This is a genomic window from Paenibacillus sp. FSL W8-1187 (assembly GCF_037965485.1).
GTDB lineage: Bacteria > Bacillota > Bacilli > Paenibacillales > Paenibacillaceae > Paenibacillus_O > Paenibacillus_O pasadenensis.
The window spans coordinates 4498792-4516857 of record NZ_CP150181.1; the positions used below are offsets into that span (position 1 = coordinate 4498792).

The 18066-nt window shown below is 68.1% G+C and carries 12 protein-coding genes; 2 read left to right on the forward strand and 10 right to left on the reverse strand.

What is annotated here, in order from left to right:
• Positions 1-6: 6 nt before the first annotated feature.
• The 10 genes from NYE40_RS19490 to NYE40_RS19535 all read right to left on the reverse strand — a co-directional run bounded on the left by NYE40_RS19490 (position 7) and on the right by NYE40_RS19535 (position 14873).
• Positions 7-528, reverse strand: a complete 522-nt coding sequence (locus NYE40_RS19490; RefSeq protein ID WP_101808249.1) for a (2Fe-2S)-binding protein — start codon at positions 526-528, stop codon at positions 7-9.
• Positions 529-853: 325 nt separating this feature from the next.
• Complete coding sequence (locus tag NYE40_RS19495) at positions 854-3277, reverse strand: molybdopterin cofactor-binding domain-containing protein (RefSeq protein ID WP_339278809.1); 2424 nt, start codon at positions 3275-3277, stop codon at positions 854-856.
• Positions 3274-4338: an FAD binding domain-containing protein gene (locus tag NYE40_RS19500; RefSeq protein WP_339278810.1), complete on the reverse strand. Its 1065-nt coding sequence runs from the start codon at positions 4336-4338 to the stop codon at positions 3274-3276. Before NYE40_RS19500 ends, NYE40_RS19495 begins: the two co-directional genes overlap by 4 nt.
• Before the next feature lie 54 nt (positions 4339-4392).
• Positions 4393-5322, reverse strand: a complete 930-nt coding sequence (locus NYE40_RS19505) for an ABC transporter permease (protein WP_028598491.1) — start codon at positions 5320-5322, stop codon at positions 4393-4395.
• 21 nt (positions 5323-5343) lie between these two features.
• The gene (locus NYE40_RS19510) at positions 5344-6546 is read right to left on the reverse strand and encodes an ABC transporter permease (RefSeq protein WP_084137048.1); all 1203 of its coding nucleotides are present in this window, start codon (positions 6544-6546) and stop codon (positions 5344-5346) included.
• Positions 6543-8150, reverse strand: a complete 1608-nt coding sequence (locus NYE40_RS19515; RefSeq protein WP_339278811.1) for an ABC transporter ATP-binding protein — start codon at positions 8148-8150, stop codon at positions 6543-6545. The genes NYE40_RS19510 and NYE40_RS19515 overlap by 4 nt, the downstream gene beginning before the upstream one ends.
• A 109-nt stretch (positions 8151-8259) precedes the next feature.
• On the reverse strand, positions 8260-9459 hold the full coding sequence (locus tag NYE40_RS19520) for a BMP family ABC transporter substrate-binding protein (RefSeq protein WP_339278812.1): 1200 nt from the start codon (positions 9457-9459) through the stop codon (positions 8260-8262).
• A 1535-nt stretch (positions 9460-10994) separates the two neighbouring features.
• Complete coding sequence (locus NYE40_RS19525) at positions 10995-11675, reverse strand: nucleotidyltransferase family protein (protein ID WP_339278813.1); 681 nt, start codon at positions 11673-11675, stop codon at positions 10995-10997.
• Positions 11676-11917: 242 nt separating this feature from the next.
• Positions 11918-13156 (reverse strand): XdhC/CoxI family protein, encoded by a 1239-nt coding sequence (locus NYE40_RS19530; protein WP_052333099.1) that lies wholly within the window; start codon positions 13154-13156, stop codon positions 11918-11920.
• A gap of 22 nt (positions 13157-13178) precedes the next feature.
• The gene (locus tag NYE40_RS19535; protein WP_084136958.1) at positions 13179-14873 is read right to left on the reverse strand and encodes a PucR family transcriptional regulator; all 1695 of its coding nucleotides are present in this window, start codon (positions 14871-14873) and stop codon (positions 13179-13181) included.
• A gap of 256 nt (positions 14874-15129) precedes the next feature.
• Between NYE40_RS19535 and metE the strand changes: the two genes are divergently transcribed.
• Positions 15130-17448: a 5-methyltetrahydropteroyltriglutamate--homocysteine S-methyltransferase gene (metE, locus tag NYE40_RS19540; RefSeq protein WP_339278814.1), complete on the forward strand. Its 2319-nt coding sequence runs from the start codon at positions 15130-15132 to the stop codon at positions 17446-17448.
• A gap of 232 nt (positions 17449-17680) precedes the next feature.
• Positions 17681-17998, forward strand: coding sequence for a hypothetical protein (locus tag NYE40_RS19545; RefSeq protein ID WP_043111142.1), 318 nt, complete (start codon positions 17681-17683; stop codon positions 17996-17998).
• Positions 17999-18066: the final 68 nt, after the last annotated feature.

Genomic DNA, 18066 nt, shown 5'->3' on the forward strand with positions numbered 1-18066 from the left:
CTCCTTTTAAATCAGGTTCGCGTCAGGCTCGCCGGCCGAAGCCCGGCATACCGCGCGGAAGATGCTGCCGTAGCCGGTGCAGCGGCAGATGTTGCCGGCCAGCGCCTCCTCCGTCTCGGCCCGGGACGGGCACGGATTGGCGGCCAGCATCGACGTCACGCTGACGACCATGCCCGGCGTGCAGTAGCCGCATTGGAATCCGCCTTCCTCAAGGAAGGCGCTTTTCACGCGCTCGGCCCGTTCGTCCCGCAGCCCTTCGATCGTCACGATGTCGGCCTCCTGGCATTGGTAGGCGGACAGCAGGCAGCTGTTCATCGGCTCGCCGTCCACGAGCACCATGCAGGCGCCGCAGCGGCCGATCTCGCAGGAGCGCTTCGTACCGGTCAGGCCGAGGTCCTCGCGGATGACCGCCAGCAGGCGGCGCGACGGGTCGACCCGCAGCTCGCGCCGCTGCCCGTTCAGGCGGAAGCGAAGCCAGAGCGGACCGCCCGCCGGCGGCGCTGGCGCGGCTTCGGCCGGCGCGAGCATGGCCGGCGCAGCATCGGCCGGCGCAAGCTCGGCCCGCGCAGCATCGGCATCGAGCCGCTCCGGCGCCAGCACCGCTTGCGCCGACGCCAGCTCCGCCAAAGCGGAGGCGGCGCCTTCTTCTCCGGCCGCGACCGGCGGCTCCGGCGCCGGAGCGCCGGCCGGCATCTGCATGGCCGCGGCCTCCGGGCCGGCTTCGGCCGGCGCCTCCGTCCCGCGACGGGCCGGCTCCGGCGTTTGCGCCGCAGCCTGCGGCCCGCTCGCGGCCCGCTCCGCCTGCCGGCGCCGCTCGGACTCCGACTCGCCGATGGGGTAACGCTTCTTGTCGTCACTCATCGCATCCGCCTCCTTTCGCCTGCCACTCGGCGCTCCATGGCTGCAGCAGCACGCCGGGCTCGAGCGGCAGCTTGCGCACCCGCACGCCGACCGCGTCGCGGATCGCGGCCGTGATCGCCGGGGCGAGCGCCACCGAGCCGATCTCGCCGACGCCGCGCGGACCGTACGTGTCGTCCTCCGGCAGCTCCTCGATCGCCTCGACCGTCAGCCGGCCGACATCGGCGGCCGACGGCACGAGATACGTATCCAGGTTGCGCGTCGCGTAGCGCCCCGCCTCCATGACCGCATCCTCGCTCAGCGTGAAGCCGAGCGCCATCGAGGCGCCGCCCTCGATCTGCCCGAGATAGCCCTGCGGATTGGCGACGGGACCGGCGGCGACGGCATGATGCTGGTCGGTCACCTTGACCCTGCCGCTCAGCAGGTCGACCTCGACGCGGGCGGCGACGGCAGCGTACGTGTACAGGAAATGCGCGCCGACATGCGGCTTGCTCGTAGTCGGGTAGTGGAACGTCGTCTCGCAGACGATCGGGTTCGCCGCCGTCCGGCGCGCCAGCTCCGCATACGCGGCGACGAGCCCCCCGCCTTCGTCCCGGACGCCGCCCGCGCCGACGCGCAGCCGCTCGGCCGGAATGCCCGACGCGGCGGCTGCCGCTTCCGTCAGCCGCCGCGTCAGCTCCGGACGCAGCCGCCGCAGCGCCATCCACATCATGCTCGTGGCGCGCGAGGCGGTCGACGAGCCGCTGTTGGGGACGATGTCCGTGTCGCCGATGAGGATGCGGAAGTCGTCCGGCGCGAAGCCGAACTGCTCGATCAGCATGCCGCTCAGCGTCGCGATCAGCCCTTGGCCGAACTCCTCGTAGCCGAACACCGCCTCGATGACGCCGTCCGCCGCCAGGCGCAGAATGCCGCCCGCCGGGTCCGGGATGCCGAAGCCGAGTCCGGCTCCGTGCATCGTCAGCGCCGCGCCGTAGCCGACGCGCACCCATGGAGGCGGAGCCGCTTCGGCGCCTGCCGCGCTCTCCGCCTGCGCCGCGGCCCGCGCCGCATTCGACGCCGCCGCAGCCCGCTCATCCGGCAGTGCCGCCTCCGCCTGCGCCTCGCCGCTTCGCGCAGCCTGCCCGCCGGCGCCCGCTTTGGCGCCGTGCCGGGACCGCCACAGCGGCGAGCGCTCCAGCGCCTCCCACACCTGCCGCGCGCCGTCTGTCGGCACGATCGGCTGGCCGAGCGGCCCGGGATCGGACGGCTCGCGCATGTTCATCCGCCGGAATTTCCACGGATCGATGCCGTGAAGCTCCGCCAGCTCGTCGAGCTGGCTTTCCAGCGCGAAGATCGCCTGGTTGCCGCCGAAGCCGCGGAACTCGCCGGACACGCCGTTGTTCGTGTACACCGCATGCCCCTCGACATCGAGCATGCCCCAGCGGTACGGCCCGATCACATGCTCGGTCGAGAAGTTGAGCACCTCGGCTCCCAGCGTCGCGTACGCCCCCGTATCCGACAGGATGCGGGCGCGATGCGCGAGCAGCCGCCCGCCCCGGTCCGTGCCTGTGCGCATCGTGATGAGCATCGGATGGCGCTTCAGCCCCGCCCGCACCGACTCCATGCGCGAGTTGTGCAGCCGCACCGGGCGCCCGGTCTTGAGCGCGAGCAGCGAGCCGTACGGCTGCACGTTCAGCTCGTCCTTGCCGCCGAACGAGCCGCCGATCGGGCTCGACACGACGCGGATGCGCTCCTCCTCCCAGTCCAGCATGCGGGCGAGCTGCATCCGGTCCATGAGGCCGTGCTGCGTCGCCGAGTAGACGGTCAGCCTGCCATCCGCTTCCGGGATGAACAGGCCGCCCTCAGTCTCCATATAAGCGTGCATCTGGCGAGGCGTCGCATACTCCCGCTCGACGACGAACGCGCACTCGGCGAACAGCGCCTCCAGCTCCTCCGGCTCGCCGGTGCGGTACTCCGTGCGATGCAGCAGGTTGCCGTCCTCATGCAGCTGCGGCGCATCCGGCAGCAGCGCGAGGCGGGGATCGGTCAGCGGAGGCAGCGGCTCGTATTCGACCTCGATCAGCTCCAGCGCCTGCGCCGCGATCTCCGGCGTGTCGGCGGCGACCGCCGCGACGGCGTCGCCGACGTAGCGCACCCGGTCGCTGCACAGCGCCGGCTGATGCGGAAAAGCGATGCCGAACCGGTTCAGCCCCGGCACGTCGCGATGGGTGATGACCGCATGCACGCCCGCCAGCGCCTCCGCCCGCTCCGTGCGGATCGAGCGGATGAGCGCATGCGCGTGCTCGCTGCGCAGCACTCGCGCCCACAGCGTGCCGGGACGGCTCATGTCCGTCAAGTACGCCAGGCTGCCGTCCACCTTGGCGGCGCCGTCCGGACGGATCCGCCAGCGCTCGCCGCTTCCTTCCCGGGTCAGGATCATCGCCGCTCTCCTCCTCTCGCTGTCCATCCTTCCCATACCGCCGCCGCGGCCAGATTGGCCGCGCAGCGCCGCCGATAGTCCGCATCGACGAAAGCGTCGCCCGCCGGCGCGTACTCCGCCAGCGCCGCCTCGAACGCGGCCGCCGCCGCGCGGGCGGCATCGCCGCTTGCGGCAAGCGCGGCGAGCGCCGCCCGCTCGGCGAGCCGCAGCCGCTGCGGCGGAGCGGAGCCGCCTCCGGCCGCGAGCCGCAGCCATGCGCCGGACGCGCCGCCGGTTGCGCCGCCGGGAGCAGCCGGGCCGCCCGCCGCCGCGACGCAGACGAGCGCCGGCGTGAACGACTCGCGGCGCCCGATCTTGCGCCAGGCGTGCCAGCGGCCGCCGCTCGCATGCCCGCCGCTGAAGTCAGCCGCGCAGGCTCCCTCTGCGCCTCCGGCTCCGGCGCCATTGCCGCTAGCGGCACTCGCTCTGCCGCTCCCTTCGCCGGCGCCGCCCGCTCCGCCAGCCGCGCCGTCAGCGCCGGCAGCTCCGCCAGGCGCCGGCAGCGTCACCGCCGCCAGCAGGCGGCGCTCCGGAGCCGCTCCGGCCCGGCGCTCCTCCAGCCAGGCCTCGAGGCTCTGCCCGGCGAGCGAGGCGCCGTCGTACCACTCCAGCTCCGCGTCCAGCGCGAGCAGCGCCGGCAGGCTGTCGCCGACGGCCGACGCGATGTTGCCGCCGAGCGTGCCGAGATTGCGCACGCCCGGCGCGGCGATCATGCGCAGCGCCTCGCGCAGCAGCGGCCAGCCGGCGCTCGCCGGCGCCTTCAGCACGGCCGACAGCGTCGCCTGCGAGCCGATGCGCAGGCTCCCGTCCGGCTGCGGCCCGATGTCCGCGAGTCCGCCGATCCGGCGCAGGTCGAGCAGGACGGACGGCGGCGCCAGCACGCCGTTCTCCCATTGCGTCCGCAGCAGCGTGCCGCCGGCGACGGGCAGGGCGGCGAAGCCGTGCCTCGACCGGAGCCGCCAGGCTTCTTCCAGCGTGGCCGGCTGCAGCAGCAGCGGCCCGGCCGTTTCCTTCAAGCTCATCCCTTTTCCCCCTTCGCCCTCATGTCCTATCCGATCCGATCGCCGCTCTATCCGCTACAGCCGCTGCTCGCGGATATACGGCAGACCGAGCGACTCCGGCGAGCCGGACGGCTTGCCGCGTCCTCTCCAGCCGAGGTACATGAGCACGAGAATCGTCACGACGTACGGGATCATCTTGAGGAAGTACGACGGGATGAGCGAGCCCTCCAGCTGGATGCGGAAGCCGATCGAGTCGAGCGCCCCGAAGAAATAGGCGCACAGCAGCGCGCGCAGCGGGTTCCAGCGGGCAAAGATGATGAGCGCGACGGCGATCCAGCCGCGGCCGGCGGTCATCCCTTCGTTCCACGTCGGGGAGTAGACGAGCAGCATGTTCGCTCCCGCGAGCCCGATCAGCACCGCCCCGCCGACGACGTAGGCGTAGCGCGCCGCTTGCACGGGAATGCCCATGACGTCGGCGGTCGCCGGATTGTCGCCCATCGCCCGCAGATGCAGCCCCCACGACGTGCGGTGGATGAGCAGATGCAGCCCGAGCGCGAGCGCGAAGCTGATCCAGGTGAACCAGTCGAGACGGCCGAAGATCGGCCCGAGGAACGGCACGCCGTCCAGGAACGCCAGTTCAAGCCTCGGAAAAGCGCCCGGAAGCGGCTGGCCGGCGACCGGCTTGCCGAGATAGGCGCTGAGGCCGGCGCCGAACAGCGTCATCGCCAGCCCGCTGACGATATGGTTGGCGCGCAGCGTGACGGTCATGAACGCATGCACGAGGCCGAGCGCCGCGGACACGAGCACGACGGCGGCGAGCGCCGCCCAGAGGCTGCCCGAGCGGATGTAGACGAGGCAGGCGCTGACCGCGCCCATGAGCATGATGCCTTCCGTGCCGAGCTGGATGATGCCGGCGCGCTCGCTCAGGATGCCTCCGAGCGTCGCGATCAGCAGCGGCGTGCCGGAGGCGATCGCGGCGGCAAGCAGCAGAGTGATGAAGTCCATGTCAGGTTCCTCCGATCGGGATTAGGCGGCGCGGCGGATGCGGAAGCGTGCGGCCATGTCGCCGGCGATGAGGCAGAACAGGATCGCGCCCTGGATCATCGACGAGATCGACGACGGCATGCCGATCGTCTGCACGCTGTAGCCGCCGACGATGAGCCCGCCGAACAGGAACGACGTGACGAGCAGGCCGGCCGGATGCAGCTTGGCGAGCCAGGCGACGATGATCGCCGTGTAGCCGTAGCCCGGCGAGATGCCGTACATGAGGCGGTGAGACACGCCCGCCACCTCCGCCATGCCGGCGATGCCGGCGAGGCCGCCGCTGACCGCCATGACGATGAGGATATGCTTGCGGATGTTGATGCCGGCTCCGCGCGCGGCGTCCGGATTGGCGCCGATCAGCCGCAGCTCGTAGCCCCAGCGGGTGTAGCGGATGAGGACGGCGTACAGGGCGACGGCGCCTACGGCGAAGACGAGGCCCAGATGCAGGCGCGTGTCGCCGAGCACCGGCAGCATCTGGTTGTCGCCGAACATCGGCGTGCCGGGGAAGTTGAAGCCCTTGGGATCCTTCCACGGGCCGAAGACGAAGTAATTGAGCGCCAGCAGCGCGATGTAGTTCAGCATGAGCGAGGTGATGAGCTCGTTGACCTGGAAATACGTACGCGGAATGGCCGTGAAGAGCCCCCACAGCGCGCCCGCCGCGATGCCCGCGAGCAGCATCGCCGGAATCGTCAGCCAGAGCGAAAGCCCCGGCAGGTAGATCGTGATCGCGGTCGCGCCCATCGCGCCGGCGAGCAGCTGCCCCTCCGCGCCGATGTTCCAGACGGAGATGCGGTAGGCGATCGAGACGCCGAGGCCGCACAGCAGCAGCGGAATCGCCTTGACGAGCGTCTCGGTCAAGCCGAAGCTGGAGCCGAACGCGCCGTTCATCATCTTGGCGTAGACGGTCAGCGGGTTCATGCCGTTGGCGGCGATGAAGACGGCGCAGATCAGGAGCGCCGCGACGACCGAGACGATCGGCGTCCACCACGGGGAGCCCTTGCCTGCCGGATCGAGCTCGAAGCGCAGCGGGAAGCGCGGCTTGCGCGCCGCTCCCGGCGTCGATGCGGCTGCGGCTGCGGCCGGACTGCCCGGCGCCCCTCCCGCAAGGCTCGCCGACGCCTGGGCCGCCTGCCGGGCCGGAGCGAGCACCGCTTCGAGTCCCGCCGGGCCGGATGTTGGATTCATACGATGGCCTCCTTGCCGTCAGGATCAGGTTGGTCCGGCTGCCGGAGAGCCTCCTCGGCCCCGGCGCGTCCCGCCGGCGGCTCCTCCGCGCCGGCGGAGCCGGTCATGAGCAGGCCGATGCGCTGGCGGTCCGCCTCGTCATGCGCCATCTCCCCGATGATGCGCCCGCCGAAGACGACGAGCACGCGGTCGGACAGCTGCAGGATCTCGTCGAGATCCTCGGAGATGAGCAGCACTCCGCTGCCCGAGGCGCGCAGCTCCATGAGCATGCGATGCACGCTGTCGGCCGCCCCGACATCCAGCCCTTGCGTCGGATGCACGGCGACCATCAGCTTGGGCCGCATGCTGATCTCGCGGGCGAACAGCAGCTTCTGCTGGTTGCCGCCCGAGAGCATCCGCACCGGCGTATCGAGGCTCGGCGTGCGCACATCGAACTGCTCGACGAGCGACTGCGCCCAGCGCCGGTTGGCGCCGCCCCGCAGCAGGCCGAGGCGCGAGCGCTCCGGGCCGCGGTACGATTTGGAGAGCAGGTTGTCGGCGATCGCCAGGCTGCCGGCCAGGCCGCTTTTCATCCGATTCTCCGGAATATGCGCGATGCCGGACTCGATCGCCTCCAGCGCCGACGCCCGCTTCCAGACCGCGCCGTCAAACTCGATCTCCCCGGCGGTCCAGGGATGGAGGCCGTTGAGCACCTCCGCCAGCTCCTTCTGCCCGTTGCCGGCGACGCCGGCGATGCCGACGATCTCTCCCTTCCTCACCTCCAGGTCGAGCCCGTCGAGCGCCTTGCGTCCGCCGTGGCCGAGCGCCTTCAGCCCGCGCAGCGCGAGCAGCGGCTCCATGCCGGCCGGCTCCCGCTCCTTGCGCTGGAGGACGACCTCCTTGCCGACCATCAGCTGCGCCAGCTGCCGCTCGTCCGTCTCCTCGCGGGCGAGCGAGGCGATCATGCGGCCCTTGCGCATGACGGAGATGCGGTCGGCGACGCTCATGACCTCCTTCATCTTGTGCGTCGTGATCAGGATCGTCTTGCCCTCCGCGCGCATCTGGCGCAGCGTGGCGAACAGCTGCTCCGCCTCGCCCGGCGTCAGCACCGAGGTCGGCTCGTCGAGGATGATGATGTCGGCGCCGCGGTACAGCGTCTTGACGATCTCCACCCGCTGCTGCTCGCCGACCGACAGCTGCCAGATCGGCCGGTCGACCGGGAAGCCGAGTCCGAAGCGCTCGGCCAGCTCGGCGATCTCCTTCGTCTTTCTCTTCATCCAGCCGGCGCCGCGCCAGAAGCCGCCCTTTTCGCCCAGCACCATGTTCTCGGCCGCCGTCAGCGTCTGCACGAGCCGGAAGTTCTGGAACACCATGCCGATGCCGAGCTCGGCCGCCTCCTTGGGCGAGCGGATGCGGACCGGCCGGCCCTGGATCCGAATCTCCCCCTCGGTGGCGCGGTACACGCCGGACAGCATGCACATCATCGTGCTCTTGCCGGCTCCATTTTCCCCGAGCAGGGCGTGGATCTCGCCCCGCTGCGCCGTGAAGTCCACCTGATCGTTGGCCGTCACGCTGCCGAAGCGCTTGACGATCTTCCTCATCTCCACCGCTGGATGGGTGCTCATGACATCAATCCGCCTCCTTGAAATGCAGCTCGCGCGCCTCCCCGGAAGCGGCTCAGATCCCTTCTGCAAGGGATCTGAGCGCAGCTCCGGCAGGCCGCAGGAAAGGCCGTCAGTTCGGGATCGTTCCCTCCACGCCTTTCACGAACCAGTTCATGTTCAGAATCTCTTCCATCGTCAAGGACTTGCCCGCCTCGACCTTGGCCGCACCGCCCTGATCGCTGATCGGGCCCTGGAACACGTCAAGCGTGCCTTCCATCGCCTTCTTGTGCTGCTCCTCGACGAGCGCCTTGACGTCGTCCGGCACTTTGGCGCCGAGCGGCGCGAGGCCGACCATGCCGTCCTTCATGCTGCCCATGTACTGCTGGCTCTTCCACGTGCCTTCCATGACGGACTTGACGACCATCGTGTAGTACGGCCCCCAGTTCCAGACCGGGTTCGTCATGTAGGTGTCCGGAGCGAAGCGGCTCATGTCCGAATCGTTGCCGCCGGCGAAAGCTCCGCGCTCCGCCGCCGCCTGGATCGTCGCCGGGCTGTCCTGGTACGCCATCAGCACGTCCGCGCCTTTGTCCAGCAGGCTGACCGCCGCCTGGCGCTCGGTCGTCGGATCGAACCAGGTGTTGGACCAGACGACGCTCACCTTGGCGTCCGGGTTGACGCTCTGCGCGCCGAGTGCGAAGGCGTTGATGTTGTAGATGACCTCGGGGATCGGGAAGGCGCCGACGTAGCCGATCTGATTGTTCTTCGTCAGCTTGCCGGCGGCGATGCCGGACAGGTAGCTCGCCTCGAAGTTTTTGCCGAAGAACGTGCTCATGTTGTCGTTCGTCTTGTAGCCGGCCGTATGCTCGAAGATGACCTTCGGGAACTTCTTCGCGACGTTCAGCGTGTAGTCCATGTAGCCGAAGCTTGTCGTGAAGACGATGTCGTGGTTTTGCGCCAGCTCGGTGATGATGCGCTCGGCGTCCGCGCTCTCCGGCACGTTCTCGACCGTATCGGCCTTGAGGCCGGTCTGCTCTTCCATGTATTGGCGGCCTTTGTCATGCTCGTACGTCCAGCCGCCGTCGCCCGGAGGACCGATGTAGACGAAGGCGACGCGGGGCTTCTCGATTTTCGGCATCGTGCCGCCTTCGCCGCCTGCGTTCTCGCTTGCAGTTCCGGCGTTCGCCGCTGCGCCGCTGTTCGACGCTTCGTTGCTAGGAGCCGCCGCTCCATTGTTCGAGCTGCCGCCTCCCGCGGAGCATCCGGCTAGCACGAGCATGACCGCCACGCATAGCCACATGGCGCTTTTGAACGTTCTGACCCTCTTTTTCATCCTTATCCTCCTTTAAATGCTGCGCGTCCGATAATGGCCGGACGGCGCAGGATGTGCTGGAAGTACGGGCATTCGGCGCTTTGCCGCGCTGCCATGTCTTCCACTATAGGAGGCGACTCGTTTTTGCGTCAACTTACCTGACATATATTTGTGCATGAAAGGAAATGGATCGGCTTTCATTGTGCGCGGCGCACGAAAATACGTCGGAACGGTTGCCGAAACGATTTATTCCGGCTCTTCTTCGCGTTATATGCATGTCATATTTATGCGTGGGTGCGGGAGCGTGGCGAGCGCGGGGCAGGCCCGGGGTGGGCTCCGGACGGGCGCGGGGTGGGCGCGGGATGGGCGCGGGACGGGCGCGGGGTGGGCGCGAAGCGAGCTCCCGCTTCGGCGGAACGAGCAACGACACCGGTTCCCGCTTCGCTTGCCATCTGCAACCCGATTAAGCGACTTGCCTGTCACCATCCGTCCGGACAGCTGGTCGATTTTCCTGCTCAACTCCGCCCGTTTGGATTTCCTCGCCCCCGCTAACCCGATTTTTCGACTTATCGCTTCGGCTCCGCTCCTCCGGCTCTGTAACCCGATTTTTTCGGGTTACAGCCCACCACCCCCGCTCCGACGGCCCTCTAACCCGATTTTTTCGGGTTACAGCCCGCCAACTTCGCTCCGACGGCTCTCTAACCCGATTTTTTCGGGTTACAGCCCGCCAACCCCGCTCCGACGGCCCTCTAACCCGATTTTTTCGGGTTGCAGCCGCCAACCCTGCTCCGACGGCTCTCTAACCCGATTTTTTCGGGTTACAGCCCGCCAACCCCACCCCGACGGCTCTCTAACCCGATCTTTTTGGGTTGCAGCCCGCCAACCCTGCTCCGACGGCCCGCTAACCCGATTTTTTCGGGTTACAGCCCGCCAACCCTGCTCCGACGGCCCGCTAACCCGATTTTTTCGACTTATCGCCTCGGCTCCGCCCCTCAGACCGCCTGCTTACTCGGGTTTTCCACATAACTCCGACGTCGGGACACCTGTTCGAGCGGAGTTACTCGGATTTTCCGCGCAACTCCGACGTCGGGACACCTGTTCGAGCGGAGTTACTCGGATTTTCCGCGCAACTCAGACGTCGGGACACCTGTTCGAGCACAGTTACTCGGATTTTCCGCGCAACTCCGATGTCAGGACACCTGTTCGAGCAGAGTTACTCGGATTTTCCGCGCAACTCCGACGTCGGGACACCTGTTCGAGCACAGTTACTCGGATTTTCCGCGCAACTCCGGCGTCGGGACACCTGTTCGAGCACAGTTACTCGGATTTTCCGCGCAACTCCATCGCTGGATAGATATAGCGTCAACGCAAAAACAGCCCCGGCGACCGCGGCTGTTTGGAGGATATACGTTTTTCGTTTTGTTGGAGTCTTTGCGTCTGAACCGGCGCATGAAAGCCTCAGCTTCGTTCCGCCACATCGCGATCTACCGCTTCATGGACGATCAAAGACAGCCTCTATCCGACTAAATAACGTCTTGTAGTTCCGTTGCGGTCGCTCAGGCGATGCCGCTGCGGCTTGAGTGCATCCGCTCCCAGGCTTGCCGCAGCCGCTCCAGCTCCTCCGGCGTATCCGCGTCGAGCAGCATCTGCTCCGGCACATCGTGCAGCGCATCGCCCTGGAACGTTTTATCCCGCAGGAGCTTGCGGGCGCCTTGATCGCCGCTCAGGCGCCAGACGGCGTCGAACATCGTGGAGCGTAGCGCGACAGGAGGCACGGGCAAGCCGTCGGTTCCGGCGCAAGCCGTCCAGTCCAGCTCTGGACGCTCCGCCAGACGAGCCAGGAGGCGCCGCATCAAAGCGGCGTCCGCGAAAGGCTGATCCGCAAGCGCGATCAGGACCGCGTCTAGCCTCGGCTCATCGCCGCTGCTGCCGAGAGCGGCTGCGAGGCCGCAACGAAGCGAATGCGCCATGCCCTGATCCGCGTCGGGACATGTCACCCGCTCGAGTGGCGGCCAGCAGCCGGCCGGATCGGGCCGCGCCGCCCCGGCTCCGCTTGGAAGCCATGTCCCGTCGTCGCCGGGACGCAGCACGGCCACCACCCGCTCGACTCCGCTCGCCGCCAGCTCGCTCAGCACCGCCGAGCCGAGGCTGACGCCCGGCGCCAGCTCGCGGGCCGGCTTGGCCCCGCCCATGCGCGAGCCTGCGCCGGCCGCCAGGCAAATCGCGACCGCTCGCATAAGCGGCTTGCCTCCTTCCACCTGGCCGGGGCCTTCTGCCTGGATTCCGATCCTGTTACCGATCCTGTTGCCGATCCTGTTGCCGATTCCGTTACCGGTCCCGATCCCGTTCCCGATTCCGCGCTCGTTTCCTGTACCGGTTCCGATCCCGTCTACGCTCCAGGTGCCGACCACGCTTCCGCTCGTCGGCCCGTTGCTGATTCCGGCTCCGATCCCGCGTCCGATCTGTCCCGCCGTCGCCATCAGCCGCCGCCTCCCTCGGCGATGACGCGACCCGGCTGCAGCAGGCAGCTATCCGCCAGGAGCCCGGCACTACCGTTGGAATAAGCCGCGTCGGAGCTCCTGCCGCTCGCGAGCGCTGCCGTCCCGACGTCAGCGCCGCCCACAGCCGCCTTCACGCTCCCTCCCGTCAGCGCGACGCCCGCAGCCGCCTTCACGCTCCCTCCCGCCAGCGCGACGCTCGCAGCCGCCTTGCCTTCCTCGCGCATGCGCTCCAAGGGCACGGCCGCGGCCGGCTGCCGCGTCAGCGCCAGCTGCGGCAGCGCGCCGCGCCGCCGCACGGCAACGAGCTCCGCCGCGATGCTGAGCGCGATCTCCTCGGCGCCGTCGCCGCCGATGTCGAGCCCGACCGGACCGGAGATCAAGCCCGGATAATCGAGGCCGTCCCGCAGCAGCGCGATCCGCCGGCGGGAGCCGAGCACGCCGGCATAACGCGGCGGCGCCGCCGCCAGGCGCTCCAGCAGCTCGCGCTCAAAGCGGAGCCGATGGCTGCACAGCAGCACATAGTCGGCCGTGCCGATGCGCAGCGCGTCCAGCAGCTCTGCCGGCGAGCCGATGCGCAGCTCGCAGTCCGGGAACCGCCCCGGCGCGCACATCCCCTCCCGCCAGTCGGCGACGACGACGCGGAAGCCCGCGCGCAGCGCCAGCTCGGCGATCGGGATGCTGTCGTCTCCGGCGCCGAACAGGATCAGCCGCGGGCGCGCTGCCAGATGCGTCACATAACGGACGACATTCTCGTCGCCTGCCTCCGCCGGACAGAGCGGCTGATCGAGCAGCCGGTAGCCGATGCGTCCCGGATGCAGGCGGCGCTCCAGCCACCGGTCATCCTGCAGTCCCGCCGCCTGCCGCAGCACGTCCGCCAGCTCGCCCTCGATCCGCTCCAGCAGCACCGTCAGCGAGCCGCCGCAGCCGGTCGCCTCGCCCCACAGCAGATCGTCCGGCGAGCTCATGTCGTAAAGCACCCGCTGCCAGCTCGGCTCCCCGCCTGCGCCGCGCTCCGACTCATCCAGCAGCATCTCGGCGCGCTGAGCCAGATCCGCCTCCAGGCAGCCGGGACTGACGCTGCCGCGGCGACGCCCATCGCGGCCGAGCAGCATGCACGCGCCCGGCTTGCGATACGAATGGCCGGCCGCCTCCACGATCGTCGCCAGCACGAACGGCTCCGATCCGTTCCAGCCTTCCAAAACCCGTCCTGCATCCATGCCTGCTCCCCCTCTCTGCGCTCTAGGTCGCCTTGCGCCGCCCAGGCGCGCGGCCGGACGCATGACCAGCCGGATGATCCCCCGCCGCCGTCTCGGCCTCCGCCCGGGCCGCCTTGCTCGGCACAGCCGACGCCGGCAGCGCGCCGAAGCCGCGCAGTCGGAACGCCAGCTTCAGCCGCAGCAGGTCGTCCGTCTTCTTGAGGTCGACGCCGAGCAGGTCGCTGATCCGCTCCAGTCGATACGAGGCGGTATTGCGGTGGATATAAAGCTTCTTGGCCGTCTCGGCCAGCTGGCCGTCCTGCTCGAGATACACCTCGAGCGTGCGCAGCATCTCCTGGCTGTACTCCGGCTCCTTGCGCAGCAGCCCCTCGAGCACCCGGTCGCAGTAGGCGGCGATGCGGCTTGCGGGCACGTCCTCGAACAAGGCCGCCAGCTCCATCCGCCGGGCAGGCACGACGGCCTCGGACACGCCCCAGCGGCGCGCCATGCGCAGCGCCTCCTTGAGCTCCGTCCAGGCGCCGGCCAGCGCGGCTTCCCCGATGCGGCGGCTGCCGACGACGACTCGCGCCGCGCCGCCCGATTCCTTGCGCAGGCTCGCCGCGCATGCGGCCAGCTGCGCCTCCAGCTGCTCGCCCGCCGCCGGCTCCGGGAACAGCGAGAGCAGCCCTTCCTCAAGCCGCACATGGAGCGCGCCGCAGCGCCCGAGCTGCGGATGCCGGGCATACTCGAGCCGCGTCCGCTCCAGGCGCGCCTCCCACGCCGCCTCGTCCGGCGCCGAGCCCGCATCGGTCAGCACGGGCACATACGCGCCGGAGATGGCCGCCGACTCCGCCGTACCTCCGTGCGCCGCCAGCTCCGACGCGGCGATGCCGCCCTCCAGATAGCTGCGGACGAGCGCCTCGTAGCTGCGCGCCGCGCTGCCGGCGGCCGCGTGCCGCGCTTCCAGCTGGTAGGCGATCAGCTGCGCCGCCTGATGGAACAGGCTTTCTTCCAGCGTCGTGAAAAAGGGCTCCTCCGTCACGAAGCAGGCAAAGCCCTGGACGTCCTGCCCGGCGCCGCCTTCCGTCTCCAGCGGAATCCGGCAGCAATGCCACCCGTCGCCCTTCGTCCACGGATGGCGCCCCGCCGTCCACGGCCAGCCCTGCAGCAGCGCCGCCGCCTCGACGCGGCTGGAATTGTAGATCATCTCGCCGCTGCGGTCGACGACGGCGAGCGGATAGCCGACGACGCCGGCGATCTCGTCAAGCAGATGTCGGATCGGATCGCTCTGCATGGCGAAGCGCATCAGCTGCTTCTGCTTGTCGAGCGCCGCCTGCAGGGCAGTCGTGCTGCGCTGCATCTCCGCCCGGTACAGCCCGTTCATCTGATCCGAGAACGTGTAGGCGTACGGAAGCTCGATGAGCGGGAATCCGAGCTCGTCGGCGGCCGCGATCAGCTCCGCCGGAATTTGCGGCCAGAAGCGTCCCGGCTTGATGCCGAGTCCCGACGAGCCGCGGCGCTCGAGCTGGCGCAGCAGCCCCGCCCCGCCCTCCGGGTCGTCCTTGATGAGGTAGCCGGTCGTCAGCAGCATCTCGCCTTCCTTGATCCAATCCCAGATGTCCGGCGCATCCATGACGTTGACGGATTTCACGATCCGTCCCTTGCCTGCGGCTCCCGCTACGAGCCTGCCCTCCGACAGCGGAAATACGGACATCGCCTCTTCGACCGTCATATGCATGCTTGCCGCCTCCTCGTTCTTGCCTGGCCGGTCGCCCTCTCCCGGCCGCGAGATCCATTCTAATGTTAGATTATCTAACATTATAGGCTTCCGAGGGCAAGGCAACAATGGTTTTTTAGCGGAAATCCATTCGGGCTCCTAACCGCAGGCTATAACCAGCTATTCCTATTTGCAATTAGGCAGATCGCCGCCGCTTCGGCATAATGAAGCCTATATTCGAGACAGGCGAACGGCCTGCAACAGGAGGTTGGAAGCAATGGGCAGCACGGTGAAGAGCAGCAGCCTCGGCTATCCCAATATCGGGGAGAATCGGGAATGGAAAAAGACGCTGGAGGCGTTCTGGTCCGGCAAGATCGAGGAGCCGCAGTTCCAGCAGGAGATGGAGGCGATCCGCCTGGAGCGGCTGCGCCGCCAGCAGCAGTCCGGCCTCGACCTGATTCCGGTCGGCGACTTCACGTTTTATGACCGCGTGCTGGACACGGCGGCGATGTTCGGCATCGTGCCGCAGCGCTACGGCTACGAGGGCGGCGAGGTGCCGCTCGCGCTCTACTTCTCGATGGCTCGCGGCAACGCTTCGGCGACAGCCTGCGAGATGACGAAGTGGTTCAACACGAACTACCACTACATCGTGCCCGAGCTCGGCGGCGCCGAGCCTGCCCTGACGGCCAACCTGCCGCTGCAGGCGTACCGCGAAGCCAAGGAGAAGCTCGGCATCGACGGCAAGCCGGTGCTGATCGGACCGCTGACGTTCCTCAAGCTGTCCAAAGGCTACGCCGCTGCCGAGACGGACGCCTGGCTGGACCGCCTGCTGCCGCTGTACGGCCAGGTGCTGGCCGAGCTCCAGGAGGCCGGAGCCGCGTGGGCGCAGCTCGACGAGCCGGTCGTCTGCGGCGATCTCGCCGAAGGCGACGCGGCGCGACTGCAGCACATCTACGCCGAGCTGGCGAAGGCCGCTCCCGAGCTGAAGCTGATCGTGCAGACGTACTTCGACGCTCCGGACGACTACCAGGCGCTGACAAGCCTGCCGGTCGCCGCCATCGGCCTCGACTTCGTCCATGACCGCGGCCGCAACCTACAGGCTATTGCCGAGCACGGCTTCCCGCAGGAGCTGACGCTCGCCGCCGGCATCCTCGACGGCCGCGGCATCTGGCGCGCCGATCTCGACGCGGCGCTGGCGCTCGTCCGCCAGCTGCAAGCCGTCGTGCCGGCCGAGCGCCTGCTGCTGCAGCCGTCGTCCAGCCTGCTGCATGTGCCGGTCTCCCTGGCCGGCGAAGCGAAGCTCGATCCGGCGCTGCAGGGCGCGCTGGCCGGAGCCGACGAGAAGCTCGCCGAGCTGGCGCTGCTCGCTTCTGCCGCCTCGCTCGCAGCAGACGAGCAGGACGAGACGGTGACGGCCGGCTTCGCCGCCAGCCGTGAAGCGCTCGCCGCGTTCGACGCGCTGCCGGAGCGTCGCGTCGCGTCGGTGCGAGCGAGCGTAGAGCAGCACGGCGGCAAGCGCTCCGAGCGGACGAGCGCCTTCGCCGAGCGCCGCGTCGAGCAGCAGAAGCGCTGGCAGCTGCCGCTGCTGCCGACGACCACGATCGGCAGCTTCCCGCAGACGGCGGAGATCCGTTCCGCCCGCGCCAAGTGGCGCAAGGGCACGCTGGACGAAGCCTCCTACGAGACGTTCATCCGCGATCAGATCCAGGACTGGATCTCGCTGCAGGAGCAGATCGGCCTCGACGTGCTCGTGCACGGCGAGTTCGAGCGCACCGACATGGTCGAATTTTTCGGAGAGAAGCTTGCCGGCTTCGCCTTCATGTCGAACGGCTGGGTGCAGTCGTACGGCTCCCGCTGCGTGAAGCCTCCGGTCATCTACGGCGACGTCGACTTCGTCGACCCGATGACGGTCCAGGAAACCGTCTATGCGCAGTCGCTCACGAGCAAGCCGGTCAAAGGCATGCTTACCGGCCCGATCACGATCCTCAACTGGTCGTTCGTGCGCAACGACCTGCCGCGCAGCGAGGTGGCGCTGCAGATCGCGCTCGCGCTCCGCAAGGAGGTGGCCGAGCTGGAAAACGCCGGCATCGGCATGATCCAGGTCGATGAGCCGGCGCTGCGCGAAGGGCTGCCGCTCAAGAAAAGCCGCTGGCCCGAGGAGCTGCGCGCCGCCGTCGACGCCTTCCGCCTTGCTACGACCGGCGTGACGGATACGACGCAGATCCATACCCATATGTGCTATTGCGAGTTCTCCGATATCATTGATACAATTCGCGACCTGGATGCCGACGTCATCTCGATCGAGACGTCCCGCTCCCATGGCGAGCTGATCCACAGCTTCGAGGAGAACACCTATGAAAAAGGCATCGGCCTCGGCGTCTACGACATCCACAGCCCGCGCGTGCCGTCCGTCTCCGAGATGGTCTCGATGATCGAGCGCTCCCTGCGCAGCCTCGATCCCGAGCTGTTCTGGATCAATCCGGACTGCGGCCTCAAGACGCGCGGCCGCGAAGAAACCGCCGCCTCCCTCCACAATATGGTCGCCGCCGCGCGCGAGATCCGCTCGTCCAAGCGGCTCGCGGCAAGCTCGACCTGATCGCCGCCATCCTCGTCAGCTGGAAATCAAGCTGAGACGGACCGTCGTCCTCCCCGATTCGATCGGGTGGGTCGGCGGTCTCTTTTTGTTCGCTTTTCGAGGAAAGCAAAATCGGTAAGAACGAAAGAAAACTTAAAAATGATGATAAAAATAGTGCAAATCTCCCGTTATTCATCCGATATAACAATCAACTAGGTCATTGGACTTACATAATAAGGAAAGGGAGTTTGCTATGAGCACAACCAGTACGTATGACAAAGCGACCCATCGCATCCAAAGCAATCTGGAAACGCTGATTCGCCAGTACTTCATCGACGAGTCGACGAACACGCTTCTTCCCATCCGTGCCTACGCGGAGCTGGCCAGCGACGCAAAACGGCTGTACAAGCCGCTGACCAAAGGGGCGCTGGCCCGTCTGGCCGGCGTGCGTCCGAATGTCATCACGGAAATTTGCCATCTGCAGCGCGGCACGATCAACATCTATCATCTGAGCTCCATCGCCGATGCGCTGAAAATCCGCAACATCAACGAAATCATCGAGCTCAAGTAATCCAGCTTGTTGAATCCGCTCTCCCGACCGGGCATCGGGGGAGCTTTTTTGATTTTCCGCATAATTCG

What these genes read in the sequence shown, in the direction of transcription:
- metE (WP_339278814.1), top strand. Translation starts at nt 15,130, where the DNA reads ATGGGCAGCACGGTGAAGAGCAGCAGCCTCGGCTATCCCAATATCGGG.
- NYE40_RS19535 (WP_084136958.1), bottom strand. Translation starts at nt 14,873, where the DNA reads ATGCATATGACGGTCGAAGAGGCGATGTCCGTATTTCCGCTGTCGGAG.
- NYE40_RS19500 (WP_339278810.1), bottom strand. Translation starts at nt 4,338, where the DNA reads ATGAGCTTGAAGGAAACGGCCGGGCCGCTGCTGCTGCAGCCGGCCACG.
- NYE40_RS19525 (WP_339278813.1), bottom strand. Translation starts at nt 11,675, where the DNA reads ATGCGAGCGGTCGCGATTTGCCTGGCGGCCGGCGCAGGCTCGCGCATG.
- NYE40_RS19515 (WP_339278811.1), bottom strand. Translation starts at nt 8,150, where the DNA reads ATGAGCACCCATCCAGCGGTGGAGATGAGGAAGATCGTCAAGCGCTTC.
- NYE40_RS19495 (WP_339278809.1), bottom strand. Translation starts at nt 3,277, where the DNA reads ATGATCCTGACCCGGGAAGGAAGCGGCGAGCGCTGGCGGATCCGTCCG.
- NYE40_RS19510 (WP_084137048.1), bottom strand. Translation starts at nt 6,546, where the DNA reads ATGAATCCAACATCCGGCCCGGCGGGACTCGAAGCGGTGCTCGCTCCG.
- NYE40_RS19520 (WP_339278812.1), bottom strand. Translation starts at nt 9,459, where the DNA reads ATGAAAAAGAGGGTCAGAACGTTCAAAAGCGCCATGTGGCTATGCGTG.
- NYE40_RS19530 (WP_052333099.1), bottom strand. Translation starts at nt 13,156, where the DNA reads ATGGATGCAGGACGGGTTTTGGAAGGCTGGAACGGATCGGAGCCGTTC.
- NYE40_RS19545 (WP_043111142.1), top strand. Translation starts at nt 17,681, where the DNA reads ATGAGCACAACCAGTACGTATGACAAAGCGACCCATCGCATCCAAAGC.
- NYE40_RS19490 (WP_101808249.1), bottom strand. Translation starts at nt 528, where the DNA reads ATGCTCGCGCCGGCCGAAGCCGCGCCAGCGCCGCCGGCGGGCGGTCCG.
- NYE40_RS19505 (WP_028598491.1), bottom strand. Translation starts at nt 5,322, where the DNA reads ATGGACTTCATCACTCTGCTGCTTGCCGCCGCGATCGCCTCCGGCACG.